We start from the raw sequence: 14,500 nt of genomic DNA on the forward strand, positions 1-14,500 counted from the left end.
CTAGTTTTAAGAAGGGAGAGTTTTTTATGGAACTTACAAAAATAACCACTAAATTTGCTGTTGTTCTTTATAAAAATTACTTACAACGTATCAAATCAGATATTCCTAGAACAATCGCTGTTGAATTTAATAACCTATCATCCTCTAATTTTCCTGATTTTTCTGATGATGATATTAGCTATTGTATTGAAGAAATGAAAAATCATAAGTATATAACTGAAGATATCTTAGGCAATATAACGCTTGAACCAACTTTTATATATACTATGGAAAATCGCTTCAAATCCAATTTAAGTGAGGTTATTAATTTTTTAGCAAACATAACTTCAAATATCATTTAATTTATTCAGCTAGTATCTTTTGATACTAGCTGAGTTTTTCTCCATCCTTGCTATATGTGCCGATTTCTTTCATCACTTTTGCCGCACATTCCATAGTTACTCCCCACTTAGTTCCATCAAAATTAATCTGTATAAACTCTATTCCTGCTCCTATTGGCTTTCCATTAAGTAGAAATATCTTATTCTGTGCATCTACATACAAACTTTCTAATTTATCTGGAAGCTCCGTTATTGATTGTGTCTTCACACTCTTACCTCCCTGTTCTATTACTTAATATGAAATATCTTGTTAATAACAAATCTTGAACATTCATCTAACTCTTTGTTAGTTGGGTGAATGTTTTTTCTTATCAAGTAATTCGATAATATCAGTTTATCTATTCTGTTCTTTATCCAACCTATTGCACATATTAGTGTTGTAGCCATAAGTAACAAAGTCATCTCTATGCACCTCCCTATTTACAATATCCGTAAGTAACTACAAAAATTGTAATTGCTATACACACCAATACAGTCCATACAACATATAAGAAATACACTTTGTTATCGTGCTGTATTTTTTTCATTATGAAAATACATATACCCGCTAATACATATAAAATCACTAGTGGTATCAATACACTCAATCTCTTACCTCCTTGTTATGTCTTATCAAATTTAATTTGATTTATTAGGTAAAAAAATATTATCTAATGGTATCTTGTATAATTCTGATAGTCTCCTACCCTGTGTTATTGTTGGCTCTGACAGACCTTTTTCCCAATTAACCAATGTATTTTTTGAAATTTTCATATTCTTAGATACATCATCTTGTGTTAGACCAGCATTAACCCTAGCTGCTGCCAGACTAATTTGTAATTTTTCCATTTGCTTTTATATACTCCTTTCTTCCCCGTATAGCCGTTAGGTCAGCTATGTCCATTATTTGTTATGACTATACAATTTCAATATAATCAATATCAAATCATATGCCGCACAAGTTCCAACTATAATTTTCCAAGCAATTTCCCAGTTTCCAAGCTGAGCCATTATAAGAAGAAGTACAAGCATAATTGTTACATTGTTTATATTTTTCATTGCTTTATTTAAAACGCTATGCTAAGATTATGCAAAGGGTTTGGGGCTTTCACCCCTCCCCTCTGCTGTCTACTTATTAAGACTTAATTGCTTGAATTAAAGCAGCTATGGCGATAACGGCTTTTATGATTAATTCAATTATGTCTTTAGTAGACAGCTTTTTCTTTGCTTTCTTTTTCTTAGACATTTCGTTTTTCTCCTTTCCTTTGATGATTGTATTGTATATCAAATTTAATTTGATGTCAATACTTAAATCAAATTTTTTTTGTTTTTCAGTTGACTATTATAAAATTTAATTATATTATGTATTTATAAGAGACTAGGAGGCGATTAAATGAGTGATGACGTTCAAAAAAAAATTTTCACAAAAAATTTAAACTCGTATATTGAACAACGAGGTAAGACACAATTAGAAATAGCAAAAAGTATCGGTGTATCACCGCAAACTTTTAATACTTGGTGCAAAGGAATTGCCATTCCTAGAATGGGAAAAGTCCAAGCTTTAGCTGATTATTTCCATATTAACAAATCAGACCTAATTGAGGAAAAAAAGCAAGATGATGAAACGCCTGCAATACTTCAATATTATAACGTACTCAATGACCTTGGCAAAAAGGAAGCAACTAAACGTGTTGAAGAACTAACATATATTCCTTTATATAATCAGGATACTAATTTATTAGATGCAGCTCATTCTCTTAAAAACGCAACCAGCGAAGAGAATGCTAACGATGACGATATTATGAATGATGAGAATTTCTAAATAAAAGAGGGGATAAATTTGAATTACGAGGAATTACTTATTGAAGCTGATAGCAATAATTTGATTACAAAAGAAAAACCTCTGCTCGCTAACGCAGGAAGAATTAAAGGAAATCGTATTGCTATCAAAAATGACTTACCTACACAGAAAGAAAAAGCCTGTGTCCTTGCTGAGGAACTTGGACACTTCTACACTTCCACTGGCAACATATTAGATATGTCAAATACTTCTAACAGAAAGCAGGAATTAAGAGCCCGCCTATGGGCTTATAACAAACAAATAGGCTTAAGAGGTCTAATTGATTGCTATAAAGCCAATTGTAAATCTATTCACGAAATGGCTGAATATCTTGATGTAACGGAAGAATTTCTGCTAGAAGCCATTGAGTACTACCGCTCAAAGTATGGGGTGTATGCTAAATTAGATAATTATTTTATTGGCTTTATACCTACTTTATACATTATAGAAGAATATATGCAGGCTACAGATTAACACTATGATTAGGAGGTATTACTATGAGTGAAAAAGAACAAATTGGACATATTATTAAAATAATTGATGAGTATAGCGTTATCATTGATTTAGGCAATAATATTGTTAATAAAAATGATATGGTCTATATATATGAAAAAAACAACGCTGTAAAAGATTTAAAAGGTAATATTATTGGCAGATACGATATATGTAAAGGAAAACTTTGTGTTACTGAAGTATATAATAATTTTTCAGTATGTGAAGCACTCCCATCTGTAACTGATAAATATACTGCACTTTATAATCATTTAGCTCTATCACCTCTTTTAGAATCTTCAACTAAAAGAAAAAAGCTCAATATAGATCCTAGCATTATAAATAAAATCAAAACTGAAGATAATGCAATTCGTATAGGTGACATTGTAAAAACATTTTAGTTCTTGACAATTTATATGCCAAATGGTAAGATATCTTCAAACAGAAATGGTCGTTGTTAAATGACTGGCGAAAATCCCTCTTACCATTTGTATGGAAAGGGGGATTTTTTCTTTTATGAATACAGAATATGATAAACCATTTAAAACATATGATGAAATGCTTTCTTTGATGGAAAAAAGAAATATTATCATCAATGATAAAGAGTTTGCTAAAAATGCTTTATCTAATTTATCTTATTACAGTTTAATTAACGGATATAAAAACACATTTTTACAGGTAAAAGGAACCGATGACTTTATCGAAGGTACAAAATTCGAAGAACTTTATACTATTAATCAGCTTGATGTTAGCCTTAATAATATAATTTTTAAATATATTCTATATTTAGAACGATCATTAAAATCTAAAGTATCTTACATAGTATCTCAATCATTTGGTGTTTATACAGATAAAAATGATATATCTTGCACAGATTCTAATGATTATTTATATTATAAAAATTACAGTTCTTCGACTGGAAAAAGAATTGATATAGTTAAAAAATTGAAGAATTGTATAATTGAAAACCATCATAATAATATTATTGAACATTATATAAACACTAAGAATCATATTCCTCCATGGATATTAACCTATAATATTCCATTTGGATTAACGATTGAATGGTATTCTATATTAAAAAATGCAGAAAAAAGCTATGTATGTAGTGCTTTTATTTCTTCCGAAACACTCTCTATGGACGAAAGAAAAGAATTTTTACGCCAGGCATTATTATTAGCTCGTGAATATAGAAATAAAATTGCACACGGAAACCGAACATTTAATATATCCGGCTTACCTGTGCTTCCAAAAAATCAATTATTAGAATTATCTCATTACGCTGTATCCTCTGAAGAATACAATAATGGATTAGCTCAGTGCGATTTGCTTTCTATATTGCTTTTACTTGTTATCCTGCTAAACGATAAATATTTATGTGCCAATTTATTATCTGACTTAACATCACTCTTTGCACCTTATGAGCAACATCTTTTTAATAATAAAAATATTTATGAAATTTTCAATTTACCAAATGATGTTCTTATGCGCGTAAAGAATCTGATAGATAATATATATAATATGCCACTTGAAGAAGCTTTATCTCAAAGCAATACATAACATCATAAAATAAAAGCCCCTGTGCTACCAACACGAAAGAAGGTGAACATTTTCTTTTTCTTTGAGTTCGATGAAGATACTGGTATAACTACTCCGTACCATATTGATGAACAGGGCATTAGCCCAGAGGAGTTTGAATTTTTTAATAATAAAGTGCGTAAGATATGGATCGTGCAAGACGAGGAATGGTATTTCTCAATAGTTGATGTATGTCAATTGCTTACTGATAGTTCTGATGGTAGAAAATATTGGAACAAGTTAAAGCAGCGATTATCAGCCGAGGGAAGTGAACTGGTGACAAAATGTCACCAGTTGAAAATGAAAGCAGCCGATGGAAAAATGCGACTAACAGACTGTGCTAATACCGAGCAACTATTTCGTATCATTCAATCGATTCCTTCAAAAAAAGCTGAACCATTTAAAATGTGGCTTGCTAAAGTTGGGAAAGAACGACTTGACGAAATGGCAGATCCTGAAAAAGCACTTGATAGAGGATTATCTTACTATCGAGAAAAGGGATATTCTGACGAGTGGATTAAACAACGATTACAATCTAAAACTATACGTGATGAATTAACAGATGAATGGAAACGTGTAGGAATCAAGGATTCTAAAGATTACGCTGTTCTTACAAATATACTTACTGCTGCCTGGTCCGGAAAAACAGTTCAAAAGTATAAGCAATTTAAAAACATACATAAAGAAAATCTCAGGGATAACATGACTAACATTGAATTAACTCTTAATCAGTTAGCAGAAGTTTCAGCTACAGCTATATCTAAAGCTAAGAATCCTGCTGATATTTCTGAAAGCAAACAAATTGCATCAGAAGGTGGAAATGTTGCAAAAACTGCACGCAAAGAACTTGAGGCAAAACTTGGTCATAGTGTCATATCACCATTAAATGCTTCTGACCCACCATCCTTGGAAGTTAAAAACAACAAGAATTAACTAAATAAAAGCCCCTGTGCTACCAACACAAGAGCTTTTACCACGATACTTACATAAGCACTGCTTATGATATAATACCGCCTTAGACAAGCCATATTATATCATTTCTAACACCGCTTATGCAAGTAGGTGTTATTTTTTATACCCATTTTTACTGAGTTGCACCGGTGCAACTTGCATATATTTTACAGAGAGGATGATTATTATGGCTAAGGATATACTTAATATGAAATCTGCTTGTGCCTACATACGTGTGTCCACGGATAAACAAGAAGAACTTTCGCCAGATGCACAGAAGCGGCTTTTGATTGACTTTGCAAAAAAGAATAATATGTCTCTTTTGGCAGAAAACATTTACATTGATAATGGTATTTCCGGCAAGAAAGCAGACAAACGCCCAGAATTTATGAAAATGATAGGAATGGCAAAAAGCAAAGAACACCCATTCGATGTTATTCTTGTATGGAAATTCAGCCGATTTGCGCGTAATCAGGAAGAATCGATTGTCTACAAATCTTTACTTAAAAAGAACCGTGTTGATGTTGTGAGTGTATCCGAGCCACTTATTGATGGTCCTTTTGGTACCTTAATAGAACGTATAATAGAGTGGATGGATGAATACTATTCTATTCGTCTGTCTGGCGAAGTTCTAAGAGGTATGACTGAGAAAGCCTTACGAGGTGGTTACCAGTCTTCTCTCCCTCTTGGTTACCGAATGAATAAAGAGACTGGCATACCTTACATATACGAAGAAGAAGCTGTTATTGTAAGAAAAATATACAATGACTACATTGCCGGCCACAGCTACTTGGAAATTGCCAGGGAACTTAATGCCATTGGATATAAAACTAAGCGTGGGGCTACATTTGAGGGACGTACTGTTGAATATATATTAAGTAATCCATTTTATTATGGAGCCGTCCGCTGGAATAGACAAAATCACGACAATCATACAATAAAGGACATTAGTGAATGGATTATTGTTATGGGTAAACACCCAGCAATAATTGATAAAGAAACTTGGGATTTGGTACAACATCTTATGGCTTTAAGAAGCAAACCATACAAAGCACGAGCCGCTGGACATATGAAGCATTGGCTTGGCGGAATTGTAAAATGCTCTGACTGCGGAGCTTCTCTTATGGCTGGGCTTAATGCTACACGTTACCAATGTGGCAATTACAACAAAGGCAAATGCCTGCGCAGCCATTTTATAAAAACTGCTGCCCTTGAACAGGCTGTATATAACGCATTTGAACGAGTTTTTGATGGAACTACCGAATTGCATTACGAACTAAAAAAGGCTTCAAACGAAGCTAATACAAATGACAGAGATATACTTCTTAGTAAACTATCTAAACTTGATGATAAAGAAGCTAGAATAAAGCAAGCATACCGGGATGGAATTGATACAATAGAAGAATATAAAGAAAATAAACAACTGCTTAATGACGAACGTAAAGCACTTGAAAAACAGTTGGAAGCCTTCAGCTTGGCATCTGATGATTCTAATGCAGATATGCTTAAGAACATCTCAACTGTATATGACATTATAAAAGATACCTCTAATGATACTCTTACAAGGGCTAATGCTATAAGAAGTGTTGTTGACCATATGGTATATGATAAAGAAAATGATAAATTGGAAGTGTACTTCTTCCTGCAAAAATAAATAGCAAACATTTTACTTACTATATTTTTACCAAGTTGTCAAACCCGCATATATGCTGGCTTTTCAGCAGTATACCTTATTGAAGTATGGTGGCCCGGACGGCGAGCTTGGTGCTTCTATGCGTTACATCTCGCAAAGATATTCTATGCCATACAGGGAAGTTGCCGGGCTGCTTACAGATATCGGCACTGAGGAGCTGGGGCATTTTGAAATGATTAGCACAATGGTTCACCAGCTCACAAGAAACCTTACAATAGAACAGATTAAAGGAACTCCTTTTGAAGCCTACTATGTAGACCATACATCAGCAGTGTGGCCTCAGGCGGCAGGTGGTATTCCATTTAATGCGTGCGAATTCCAGTCAAAAGGTGATTCTATAACAGATATCGTTGAAGATATGGCAGCAGATGGTACGACTGTGCAAGAACAACGTGGCTGAAAACCCTTGAAAATACAGGATTTTTTGTTGCACGAGTTTTTTCATGCTACGTTTGTAAAAGGACAACCTACCTAAATTACAGATAGGACAAGCTATTTCACATACCAAAATTCCATATCGTACCTATGGGCGTTCAGAAATGGACGCCCATTTTTTATGCTCAAATTCAGAAAGGAGGCGACGCTATGTACTTTACTTCCGGCCAAGACCGGGCCTTTGAACGGCTGATGCAGGAAAAGCCCGGTTTCGATCACTACGACGGCGGCGGGGCGAACGCGCCGGAGGATTGCGGCAGTTGCCGCTTCTATCGCCCGGATTGGAAATATCAATACTGCGTGTATGCAAAGTGTCCCTATCAGCCGGGCAAGCTGACCGCTTTTGCTGCGGTCAAATTCACAGTGAAAGGAGCTGACAACGATATGGCAGTATTCCGCGTGGAGAAGAACAAAGGCTATACGGTGATGTCCAACCACCACCTGCGGAACAAAGCCCTGTCCCTGAAAGCCAAGGGCCTGCTGTCACAAATGCTGTCCTTGCCGGAGGATTGGGACTACACCCTAAAGGGCCTGTCCCTTATCAACCGGGAAAGCATTGACGCCATCAGGACGGCGGTGTGGGAGCTGGAACGTGCCGGATATATCAGGCGGGAGCAGGGCCGTGACGCAAAGGGCAAAATGGCCGATATGGTCTATACCATTTACGAGCAGCCAGTGTTGGCTAAGCCGGTATTGGAAAACCCGGTGTTGGAAAATCCAACATCGGATAACCCGACATCGGATAATCCGGCGTCGGGAAATCCAACGCAATTAAATAAAGAGATACAAAGAACTAACTTACCAAGAAAAGAAAAATTAAATACAGATGGACAAAGTACCGATTCCATTCCTTTCCCATCCCTGACCCCTGCCCCTGTGGAGGACGAAGCGGCGGCTGCACAGCCGGAACGGAAAGGAACAGGAAAGGATGCGGCAGTACAGATTTATCGGGAAATCCTTTTGGAGAATATCGAGTATGACTATCTCATTCAGGACAGTTCCATTGACCGGGAGCAGCTTGACGAGATCGTTGATCTGATGCTGGAAACCGTCTGTACCTCCCGCAAGACCATCCGTATTGCCGGGGATGATTACCCCGCCGAGCTGGTGAAGTCCAAGTTTATGAAGCTGAACAGTGAACATATCCGCTTTGTCTTTGACTGCCTGCGGGAGAACACCACGAAAGTCCGCAACATCAAGCAGTATTTACGGGCCATGCTGTTCAATGCCCCCAGCACCATTAGTAACTACTACACGTCCCTTGTGGCGCACGATATGGCGCAGCCGGATTGGGGCAAACCAAAATCCGGCCTGCCGGACTATTCCTGTTCGCCGGATGAAAGCCTGTGAGGAAAAGGAGGCGCTTTGAACCGTTGTTACCTGCGGCCTCTGGTGGTTCCACCTTAGACGCCATTTTTGACTTTTTGACAAGGAGGGATGCTTATTGCAGGAAGAAGTCGATCAGAAAACCATTGCCCTGTCCATGAAAACGGGCAAGCTCACGGCCCAAGTGCTGCAAGCGGCGCTGAAAAAGTATTTGCAGCACCGGGCCAAAGGCAAGACCACGCTGCACCACGGCCAGCAGAGCCTAAAGCAGCTCAAAAAGCATGGGGCGGCCCTCTCCAACATTGAGATCACCGAGGCCAACATTGGCGCATTCAAGCCCTGTGCCAAGAAATACGGCGTGGATTTTGCCTTGCGAAAGGATAAGACCACCCAGCCGCCCCACTACGTCGTGATCTTCAAATCCAAGGATGCGGACAATCTGGAACAGGCGTTCCGGGAGTTTACGGCAAAGACACTCTCCAAGGAGCAACGCCCCTCCATCCGCAAGGTGCTGTCTGCCATGAAGCAAAAAACGGCGGAGCAGACCAAGCAGAGGGCCAAGGAGAAAATCAGAGAAAGGGGGCTGGAACGGTGAAGCCTGATGTGAAAAAGCTGGTGATCCTCAACCTCCCGTATCTGTTTTTTGTGTACCTGTTCGGAAAATGCGGGCAGGCGTATCGGCTGGCCGCCGGTGCCGACCTGTCGGGAAAGCTCCTGCATCTTGCGGACGGTTTCACGGCGGCCTTTGCAAATCCCCTCCCCAGCCTGCAACTGTTTGATTTCTGCGTCGGCGTCGCCGGTGCTTTGATCGTGCGGCTGGTGGTGTACTGCAAGGGCAAGAACGCCAAGAAGTACCGCAAGGGTGTGGAGTACGGCAGCGCCCGTTGGGGGACGGCCAAGGATATTGCCCCCTATATCGACCCCAAGTTTGAAAACAATATCCTGCTGACCCAAACGGAACGGCTGACTATGACCGGGAGGCCCAAAGACCCCAAAACAGCGCGGAACAAAAACGTGCTGGTGATCGGCGGCAGCGGTTCGGGTAAGACCCGCTTTTTCGTGAAGCCCAACCTGATGCAATGCTTTCCGACCACGGACTACCCGACCTCATTCGTGGTGACTGACCCCAAAGGCACCCTTGTTCTCGAAACGGGAAAGATGTTTCAGCAGGCGGGCTACCGCATAAAAATTCTGAACACCATCAACTTTTCGAAATCCATGAAATACAATCCTTTCGTCTACATCCACTCGGAAAAGGACGTGCTAAAGCTGGTAAATACCCTGATTGCCAACACCAAGGGCGAGGGTGAAAAATCAGCAGAGGATTTTTGGGTGAAGTCGGAACGGCTGTTTTACACGGCCCTGATCGGTTACATCTGGTATGAGGCCCCGGCAGAGGAAATGAACTTCACAACGCTGCTGGAAATGATAAATGCCAGTGAAGCCCGCGAGGACGACCCGGAGTTTCAAAGCCCCGTAGACCTGATGTTTGAACGATTGGAGCAGAAAGACCCTGACCATTTTGCCGTGCGGCAGTATAAGAAATTCCTGCTGTCCGCTGGTAAAACCCGTTCCTCTATCCTGATAAGCTGCGGCGCACGTTTGGCCCCCTTTGACATCCGGGAAGTGCGCGAGCTGATGGAGGACGACGAAATGGAGCTGGACACCATCGGGGACGAAAAGACGGTGCTGTTTCTCATTATGAGCGACACGGACACCACTTTCAATTTCATTCTGGCTATGCTCCAAAGCCAGCTTATCAACTTACTTTGTGACCGGGCCGATGATAAGTACGGCGGACGGCTGCCTGTCCATGTGCGGCTGATCTTAGACGAGTTTGCCAACATCGGTCAGATACCAAACTTTGATAAATTGATCGCCACCATCCGAAGCCGGGAAATCTCGGCTTCTATTATTTTGCAGAGCCAGTCGCAGTTAAAGGCCATCTACAAGGACGCTGCCGAAATCATATCGGACAACTGTGATTCTGTGCTTTTCCTGAGTGGGCGCGGCAAAAATGCCAAGGAAATCTCCGACGCGCTGGGCAAGGAAACCATTGACAGTTTCAACACCAGCGAGAATCGGGGAAGCCAGACATCCCACGGACTGAACTACCAAAAGTTAGGAAAGGAGCTGATGAGCCAAGACGAAATCGCTGTGATGGACGGCGGCAAGTGCATCTTGCAGCTACGGGGTGTGCGTCCGTTTTTGTCGGAGAAATTCGATATTACCAAGCACCCCCGCTACAAGTATCTTGCTGACGCCGGCAAGAAAAACACCTTTGATGTGGACAGGTTTTTGACTGCTACGCGCCGGAAACGGCAGCAAGTGGTGACGCAGGACGAGGTTTTCGACCTGTACGAAATTGATCTGTCGGACGAGGATGCCGCCGCTGAATAAGCAGCGGCTATTTTCATACCCAAAACCAAATCAAACAATTTTGTGAGCCGCAAAACGCGGCAGAAAGTGAGGCCATTTATGGAATTTTTCAACAGCGCAGTGAACACTTTGCAGACTATCGTGATCGGACTGGGCGGCGGCCTGTGCGTCTGGGGCGGCGTTAATCTTCTGGAGGGCTACGGCCAGGACAACCCCGGCGCTAATGCTCATGTACGGTAGAGAAGCACAAAGCAAAACAAAGACAGCCAGCCCTGCCACTATTCCGAAGTCAGGGGAACGCAATAGAAAAATTCATAGCTGTGTGCTATACTTAATTAGCATTTGAACATATCAAGCTGACACAGCAATCTCTTTGCTTGCCGTTAATGCGCGTCTACCAATAGTCCGCAGAAAGCAAGAGTATCGTAAAGGTATAAAAATTTCAAACTTCTTTGTAACGAAATTCCGATTTCTCCGTCTAACCTATGAAGCTGAAGGAGGTGATGACAAGTATGGACTATGAAAAGCTCTATAAAGCCTACTATTTACAGGTATACTCGTATACTATTTCTCTTGCCAAAAATCGTGAGATAGCAGAGGAAATCACGCAGAACACATTCTATAAGGCTGTTTCTACAACATCACAATTCAAAGGTAAGTCAGATGAATTGACATGGCTCTGCTCCATAGCAAAAAATCTTTACCATGATGAAATGCGAAGCCGTCAGCGAGTAGCTGATGTGAGTGAAATCAATGACTTGCCATCAAATGAAAATGTTGAGAACTCAGTTGCAGATTCTGACATGGCGTTCCGCATACACCTCGTTCTTCACCGTTTGGAAGAACCATACAAAGAAGTCTTTCAGCTTCGCGTATTCGGGGAACTATCTTTTTCACAAATCGCTGCAATTTTTGGAAAAACAGAATCATGGGCGAGAGTTACTTATCATCGTGCAAAGCTAAAAATTCAAGAAAGGATGGATGAAAAGCATGAGTAAACAATGCGATATTGTTCGAGATATTCTTCCGCTGTATGTTGACGGTGCTTGCAGCGAAGCAAGCGCAGAGATGGTAAAAGAGCATTTGAACGCCTGTGCTGACTGTAACGCAATTTATCAGAAATTGCTTTCTCACACGAACGAAGATGTTCTTCACGAAGAAAGCGAAAGCGTTATTATGCGCCATGAGGCAAAAGAAAAGCAGAGAGGCAAAAAAAAGATAACGATTGCTGTTCTCGTTTCCATCGCTCTTTGTATCATTGCAATTTTTGCAGCTCTCTTTCTGTTACCTATAAACATTGCTTATGAGCCTGTCAAAATCGACTTCCCATTTGAGGTTGAAGATGTCGAAAGCGTTGAAATGTACCACTATGACGAAGTGCCTGCATCAGCAGAAAAGAAAGTAGTTGTTGCTGAAAATGATATAAAGACCCTGTATGATAAGTTCAAGGGCTTATCCTTAAAAGACAAAACAACTGAGGAAACTGCCGGAGCAGCTGTGACCAGCTTTAGATTTAACCTCTCAGATGGAACAAGCTACGATTTGATTTACGCCTGCTATGGAGTTAAAAACGGCGAATTGAAGTCAGCAGCAGGCGGTTTTAAGTATTTCACAAGTGCGGATATCGGCTCTTATTGGAACAATTTGAATACGGAACTTGAAGCAATTCCTATCAATGAGAGTGAATTGCCGTGAGCAGATAGCAAACCCAGCCGAGCCTGTCAACGGTCAAGATGAACGGCGGAAATGCGCCGCTGTTGACAGCCCCGCCCGTCTTTGCTGTTCGGTAATCAAGAGGGCGACAGCACAAGATGTTGCCGCCCTCTGCCATTATTCAGAAAGGGGGATTTTCCATGACCGAACACGAAAAGTATCAAGAACATATCCGGCATACACACGATGCCTTTTGCAAGACTGTTATTCGCCACGCTGCCATAGACGCAGCCCGGAGCATACGGAGCCGCCGCAAGCGGGAAATCTCGCTTGAATATCTGATAGAAGAAAAACACTATCCATTCAGTACCACAGATAAATACTTTGCGGAGCAATCCGGCATGACCAGCTATCCGCTTTTCGTCTGTGGTCAGATGGTGCTTTTGGAAAGCCCAGAGCTTGCCGCAGCCCTGTCCGCACTATCACAGATGGAACAGGAAATCATTTTCTTGTACTACTTCCAACGATTGACGCATAGGGAGATTGGACGGAGATATGGACGGGCTGGCAACACAACCGGGCGGCGTATTCAGATGATTTTACGGCGGCTACGGGCAGAGTTGGAGGGTTTGTCCTATGAGCCAGCTACTTCCCTATGAGACAATCGTTAAGGCAAGCGAGGGCGACCCGGAAGCTGTTGCCGCCGTCCTATCCCATTATGCGGGATATATCCGCTCTTGTGCGAAAATGGACGGACAGATTAACACGGATATGCAGGAGCATATCGTCAGGCAACTGATAGAAAGCCTGTTGAAGTTCCACTTTGACCGCTAAACAGAAAAGTTGTATAATTAGAGCCTAACAAATTAAACTTCAATGAGGGTAGAGCAAATGGAACAGATTATCAATTATAGAGACATACCCACAGATAAAAGGATTGACATATTAAATGCTCTTGAGCGAATAGGTTTTTTTCCGGCATACGGCGGCGTGAAAACAATGCAGCAAATTATGGAAAAGTCAGTTCCAGGTTCAGGCCCACAATTCTATTTCGTTTTCCGTGAAAATGAGTTGATAGGGTACAATTTTCTCATTGGGGACACTAAGAAATATAAAGCGTTCCCATGGCTTGCTATTAGCAATATGGATGAGCAGAAGTTGACTGTTTGTGAAGAAATGATGAAAATACAAATTGCCTTTTTTGAAAAACTCGGAATGCAAAAGATAGCAGATCATTGCGTTAGGATTATGGAAGATTACAGAAAAGGAATTGGAAAGCAGAAAGAAAGCGATTGCAGATAAATTCCATTTGAAAAACGGCTGACAATTTAATACCGCCGCCCATCACAGCGGCAGATAAGCAGTAAATCTTGAAAAGGTTTACTGCTTTTTTTGCGCCCATTTTCAAAAATCTTTGGCAAACCACACCGCCGGATTGTTGTAGGGAGCAGACAGGTAAAACAAAAAAATTTCCGCTGCGTTTGCCAAAACGCCCCCTTTTCACCGTTGTAGTGGTGAACAGCGGGCAGAACACGCCGCCGCAATCGCTATATTGGTGGAGCAAGCCAGTATATCCGCAAACCAGAGCCGCCGAGGAAAGCGGTAGTTTTTTAGAGCAAGATTCTACCGCAGTACCAAAATTCGCTTTTCGCTCATTTTGCCCCTGCGGGAATCTTGTTGGGGAGTGCCTTCCCCAAACCCTGCTTATGCGGCTTGCGCCGCTGAAAAATCCCTCAAAATAATTTTTCGGATTTTTCAAAAACAGTTCCGCTTTACACCCTGTTTTTCTCCTAT

Annotated in this window: 21 protein-coding genes; 17 read left to right on the top strand and 4 right to left on the bottom strand. The window is 40.7% G+C overall.

What is annotated here, in order from left to right:
- Positions 1 to 26 precede the first annotated feature (26 nt).
- Entirely contained in the window at positions 27 to 341 is a 315-nt protein-coding gene (locus tag C7390_RS08175) for a hypothetical protein (RefSeq protein WP_116443954.1), read from the top strand.
- A 25-nt stretch (positions 342 to 366) separates the two neighbouring features.
- Here C7390_RS08175 and C7390_RS08180 read toward each other — a convergent pair whose 3' ends face one another.
- From C7390_RS08180 to C7390_RS08185, 3 genes are all read right to left on the bottom strand, one after another.
- Positions 367 to 588 (bottom strand): hypothetical protein, encoded by a 222-nt coding sequence (locus tag C7390_RS08180; protein ID WP_116443955.1) that lies wholly within the window; start codon positions 586 to 588, stop codon positions 367 to 369.
- 20 nt (positions 589 to 608) lie between these two features.
- Positions 609 to 782, bottom strand: coding sequence for a hypothetical protein (locus C7390_RS13700; protein WP_318295618.1), 174 nt, complete (start codon positions 780 to 782; stop codon positions 609 to 611).
- A 216-nt stretch (positions 783 to 998) separates the two neighbouring features.
- Positions 999 to 1,208 (bottom strand): helix-turn-helix transcriptional regulator, encoded by a 210-nt coding sequence (locus C7390_RS08185; protein ID WP_116443956.1) that lies wholly within the window; start codon positions 1,206 to 1,208, stop codon positions 999 to 1,001.
- Positions 1,209 to 1,752: 544 nt separating this feature from the next.
- Between C7390_RS08185 and C7390_RS08190 the strand changes: the two genes are divergently transcribed.
- The 16 genes from C7390_RS08190 (at position 1,753) to C7390_RS08270 (ending at position 14,008) form a co-directional block, all read left to right on the top strand.
- Entirely contained in the window at positions 1,753 to 2,181 is a 429-nt protein-coding gene (locus C7390_RS08190) for a helix-turn-helix transcriptional regulator (protein WP_116443957.1), read from the top strand.
- Between the two features lie 18 nt (positions 2,182 to 2,199).
- Positions 2,200 to 2,673 carry an ImmA/IrrE family metallo-endopeptidase gene (locus C7390_RS08195; RefSeq protein ID WP_116443958.1) on the top strand — a complete coding sequence of 158 codons (474 nt, stop codon included), beginning with the start codon at positions 2,200 to 2,202 and terminating at the stop codon, positions 2,671 to 2,673.
- Positions 2,674 to 2,696: 23 nt separating this feature from the next.
- Positions 2,697 to 3,092 carry a hypothetical protein gene (locus C7390_RS08200; protein WP_116443959.1) on the top strand — a complete coding sequence of 132 codons (396 nt, stop codon included), beginning with the start codon at positions 2,697 to 2,699 and terminating at the stop codon, positions 3,090 to 3,092.
- Between the two features lie 115 nt (positions 3,093 to 3,207).
- Positions 3,208 to 4,251 carry an Abi family protein gene (locus C7390_RS08205; RefSeq protein WP_318295619.1) on the top strand — a complete coding sequence of 348 codons (1,044 nt, stop codon included), beginning with the start codon at positions 3,208 to 3,210 and terminating at the stop codon, positions 4,249 to 4,251.
- 117 nt (positions 4,252 to 4,368) lie between these two features.
- Positions 4,369 to 5,202, top strand: coding sequence for a Bro-N domain-containing protein (locus C7390_RS08210; RefSeq protein ID WP_318295634.1), 834 nt, complete (start codon positions 4,369 to 4,371; stop codon positions 5,200 to 5,202).
- Positions 5,203 to 5,407: 205 nt separating this feature from the next.
- Positions 5,408 to 6,874, top strand: a complete 1,467-nt coding sequence (locus C7390_RS08215) for a recombinase family protein (RefSeq protein ID WP_116443961.1) — start codon at positions 5,408 to 5,410, stop codon at positions 6,872 to 6,874.
- A gap of 79 nt (positions 6,875 to 6,953) precedes the next feature.
- Complete coding sequence (locus C7390_RS08220) at positions 6,954 to 7,313, top strand: manganese catalase family protein (protein WP_318295620.1); 360 nt, start codon at positions 6,954 to 6,956, stop codon at positions 7,311 to 7,313.
- Between the two features lie 185 nt (positions 7,314 to 7,498).
- Positions 7,499 to 8,698: a DUF6017 domain-containing protein gene (locus C7390_RS13705; protein ID WP_456362878.1), complete on the top strand. Its 1,200-nt coding sequence runs from the start codon at positions 7,499 to 7,501 to the stop codon at positions 8,696 to 8,698.
- A gap of 94 nt (positions 8,699 to 8,792) precedes the next feature.
- Entirely contained in the window at positions 8,793 to 9,269 is a 477-nt protein-coding gene (locus C7390_RS08235; RefSeq protein ID WP_116443965.1) for a PcfB family protein, read from the top strand.
- On the top strand, positions 9,266 to 11,074 hold the full coding sequence (locus tag C7390_RS08240; protein WP_116443966.1) for a VirD4-like conjugal transfer protein, CD1115 family: 1,809 nt from the start codon (positions 9,266 to 9,268) through the stop codon (positions 11,072 to 11,074). Before C7390_RS08235 ends, C7390_RS08240 begins: the two co-directional genes overlap by 4 nt.
- Positions 11,075 to 11,152: 78 nt before the next feature.
- Positions 11,153 to 11,293 (top strand): Maff2 family mobile element protein, encoded by a 141-nt coding sequence (locus tag C7390_RS08245; protein ID WP_116443967.1) that lies wholly within the window; start codon positions 11,153 to 11,155, stop codon positions 11,291 to 11,293.
- A gap of 272 nt (positions 11,294 to 11,565) precedes the next feature.
- Positions 11,566 to 12,051, top strand: coding sequence for an RNA polymerase sigma factor (locus tag C7390_RS08250; protein ID WP_008818014.1), 486 nt, complete (start codon positions 11,566 to 11,568; stop codon positions 12,049 to 12,051).
- Entirely contained in the window at positions 12,044 to 12,748 is a 705-nt protein-coding gene (locus C7390_RS08255) for a zf-HC2 domain-containing protein (RefSeq protein WP_006573567.1), read from the top strand. The genes C7390_RS08250 and C7390_RS08255 overlap by 8 nt, the downstream gene beginning before the upstream one ends.
- Positions 12,749 to 12,906: 158 nt before the next feature.
- Complete coding sequence (locus C7390_RS08260) at positions 12,907 to 13,365, top strand: RNA polymerase sigma factor (RefSeq protein ID WP_023921375.1); 459 nt, start codon at positions 12,907 to 12,909, stop codon at positions 13,363 to 13,365.
- Positions 13,343 to 13,540: a helix-turn-helix domain-containing protein gene (locus C7390_RS08265; RefSeq protein ID WP_008982227.1), complete on the top strand. Its 198-nt coding sequence runs from the start codon at positions 13,343 to 13,345 to the stop codon at positions 13,538 to 13,540. Before C7390_RS08260 ends, C7390_RS08265 begins: the two co-directional genes overlap by 23 nt.
- Positions 13,541 to 13,597: 57 nt before the next feature.
- Positions 13,598 to 14,008, top strand: coding sequence for a hypothetical protein (locus C7390_RS08270; RefSeq protein ID WP_318295621.1), 411 nt, complete (start codon positions 13,598 to 13,600; stop codon positions 14,006 to 14,008).
- Here the strand turns inward: C7390_RS08270 and C7390_RS13710 are convergent.
- Positions 13,953 to 14,465 (bottom strand): hypothetical protein, encoded by a 513-nt coding sequence (locus C7390_RS13710; RefSeq protein WP_318295622.1) that lies wholly within the window; start codon positions 14,463 to 14,465, stop codon positions 13,953 to 13,955. The two genes, C7390_RS08270 and C7390_RS13710, sit on opposite strands and share 56 nt — an antisense overlap.
- Between the last annotated feature and the right edge of the window lie 35 nt (positions 14,466 to 14,500).

It is taken from the genome of Bacteroides galacturonicus, assembly GCF_003096855.1.
Classification (GTDB): Bacteria; Bacillota; Clostridia; order Lachnospirales; family Lachnospiraceae; genus Lachnospira; species Lachnospira rogosae.

What these genes read in the sequence shown, in the direction of transcription:
- C7390_RS08175 (WP_116443954.1), top strand. Translation starts at nt 27, where the DNA reads ATGGAACTTACAAAAATAACCACTAAATTTGCTGTTGTTCTTTATAAA.
- C7390_RS13700 (WP_318295618.1), bottom strand. Translation starts at nt 782, where the DNA reads ATGACTTTGTTACTTATGGCTACAACACTAATATGTGCAATAGGTTGG.
- C7390_RS08185 (WP_116443956.1), bottom strand. Translation starts at nt 1,208, where the DNA reads ATGGAAAAATTACAAATTAGTCTGGCAGCAGCTAGGGTTAATGCTGGT.
- C7390_RS08190 (WP_116443957.1), top strand. Translation starts at nt 1,753, where the DNA reads ATGAGTGATGACGTTCAAAAAAAAATTTTCACAAAAAATTTAAACTCG.
- C7390_RS08200 (WP_116443959.1), top strand. Translation starts at nt 2,697, where the DNA reads ATGAGTGAAAAAGAACAAATTGGACATATTATTAAAATAATTGATGAG.
- C7390_RS08205 (WP_318295619.1), top strand. Translation starts at nt 3,208, where the DNA reads ATGAATACAGAATATGATAAACCATTTAAAACATATGATGAAATGCTT.
- C7390_RS08215 (WP_116443961.1), top strand. Translation starts at nt 5,408, where the DNA reads ATGGCTAAGGATATACTTAATATGAAATCTGCTTGTGCCTACATACGT.
- C7390_RS13705 (WP_456362878.1), top strand. Translation starts at nt 7,499, where the DNA reads ATGTACTTTACTTCCGGCCAAGACCGGGCCTTTGAACGGCTGATGCAG.
- C7390_RS08245 (WP_116443967.1), top strand. Translation starts at nt 11,153, where the DNA reads ATGGAATTTTTCAACAGCGCAGTGAACACTTTGCAGACTATCGTGATC.
- C7390_RS08250 (WP_008818014.1), top strand. Translation starts at nt 11,566, where the DNA reads ATGGACTATGAAAAGCTCTATAAAGCCTACTATTTACAGGTATACTCG.
- C7390_RS08255 (WP_006573567.1), top strand. Translation starts at nt 12,044, where the DNA reads ATGAGTAAACAATGCGATATTGTTCGAGATATTCTTCCGCTGTATGTT.
- C7390_RS08260 (WP_023921375.1), top strand. Translation starts at nt 12,907, where the DNA reads ATGACCGAACACGAAAAGTATCAAGAACATATCCGGCATACACACGAT.
- C7390_RS08265 (WP_008982227.1), top strand. Translation starts at nt 13,343, where the DNA reads ATGAGCCAGCTACTTCCCTATGAGACAATCGTTAAGGCAAGCGAGGGC.
- C7390_RS08270 (WP_318295621.1), top strand. Translation starts at nt 13,598, where the DNA reads ATGGAACAGATTATCAATTATAGAGACATACCCACAGATAAAAGGATT.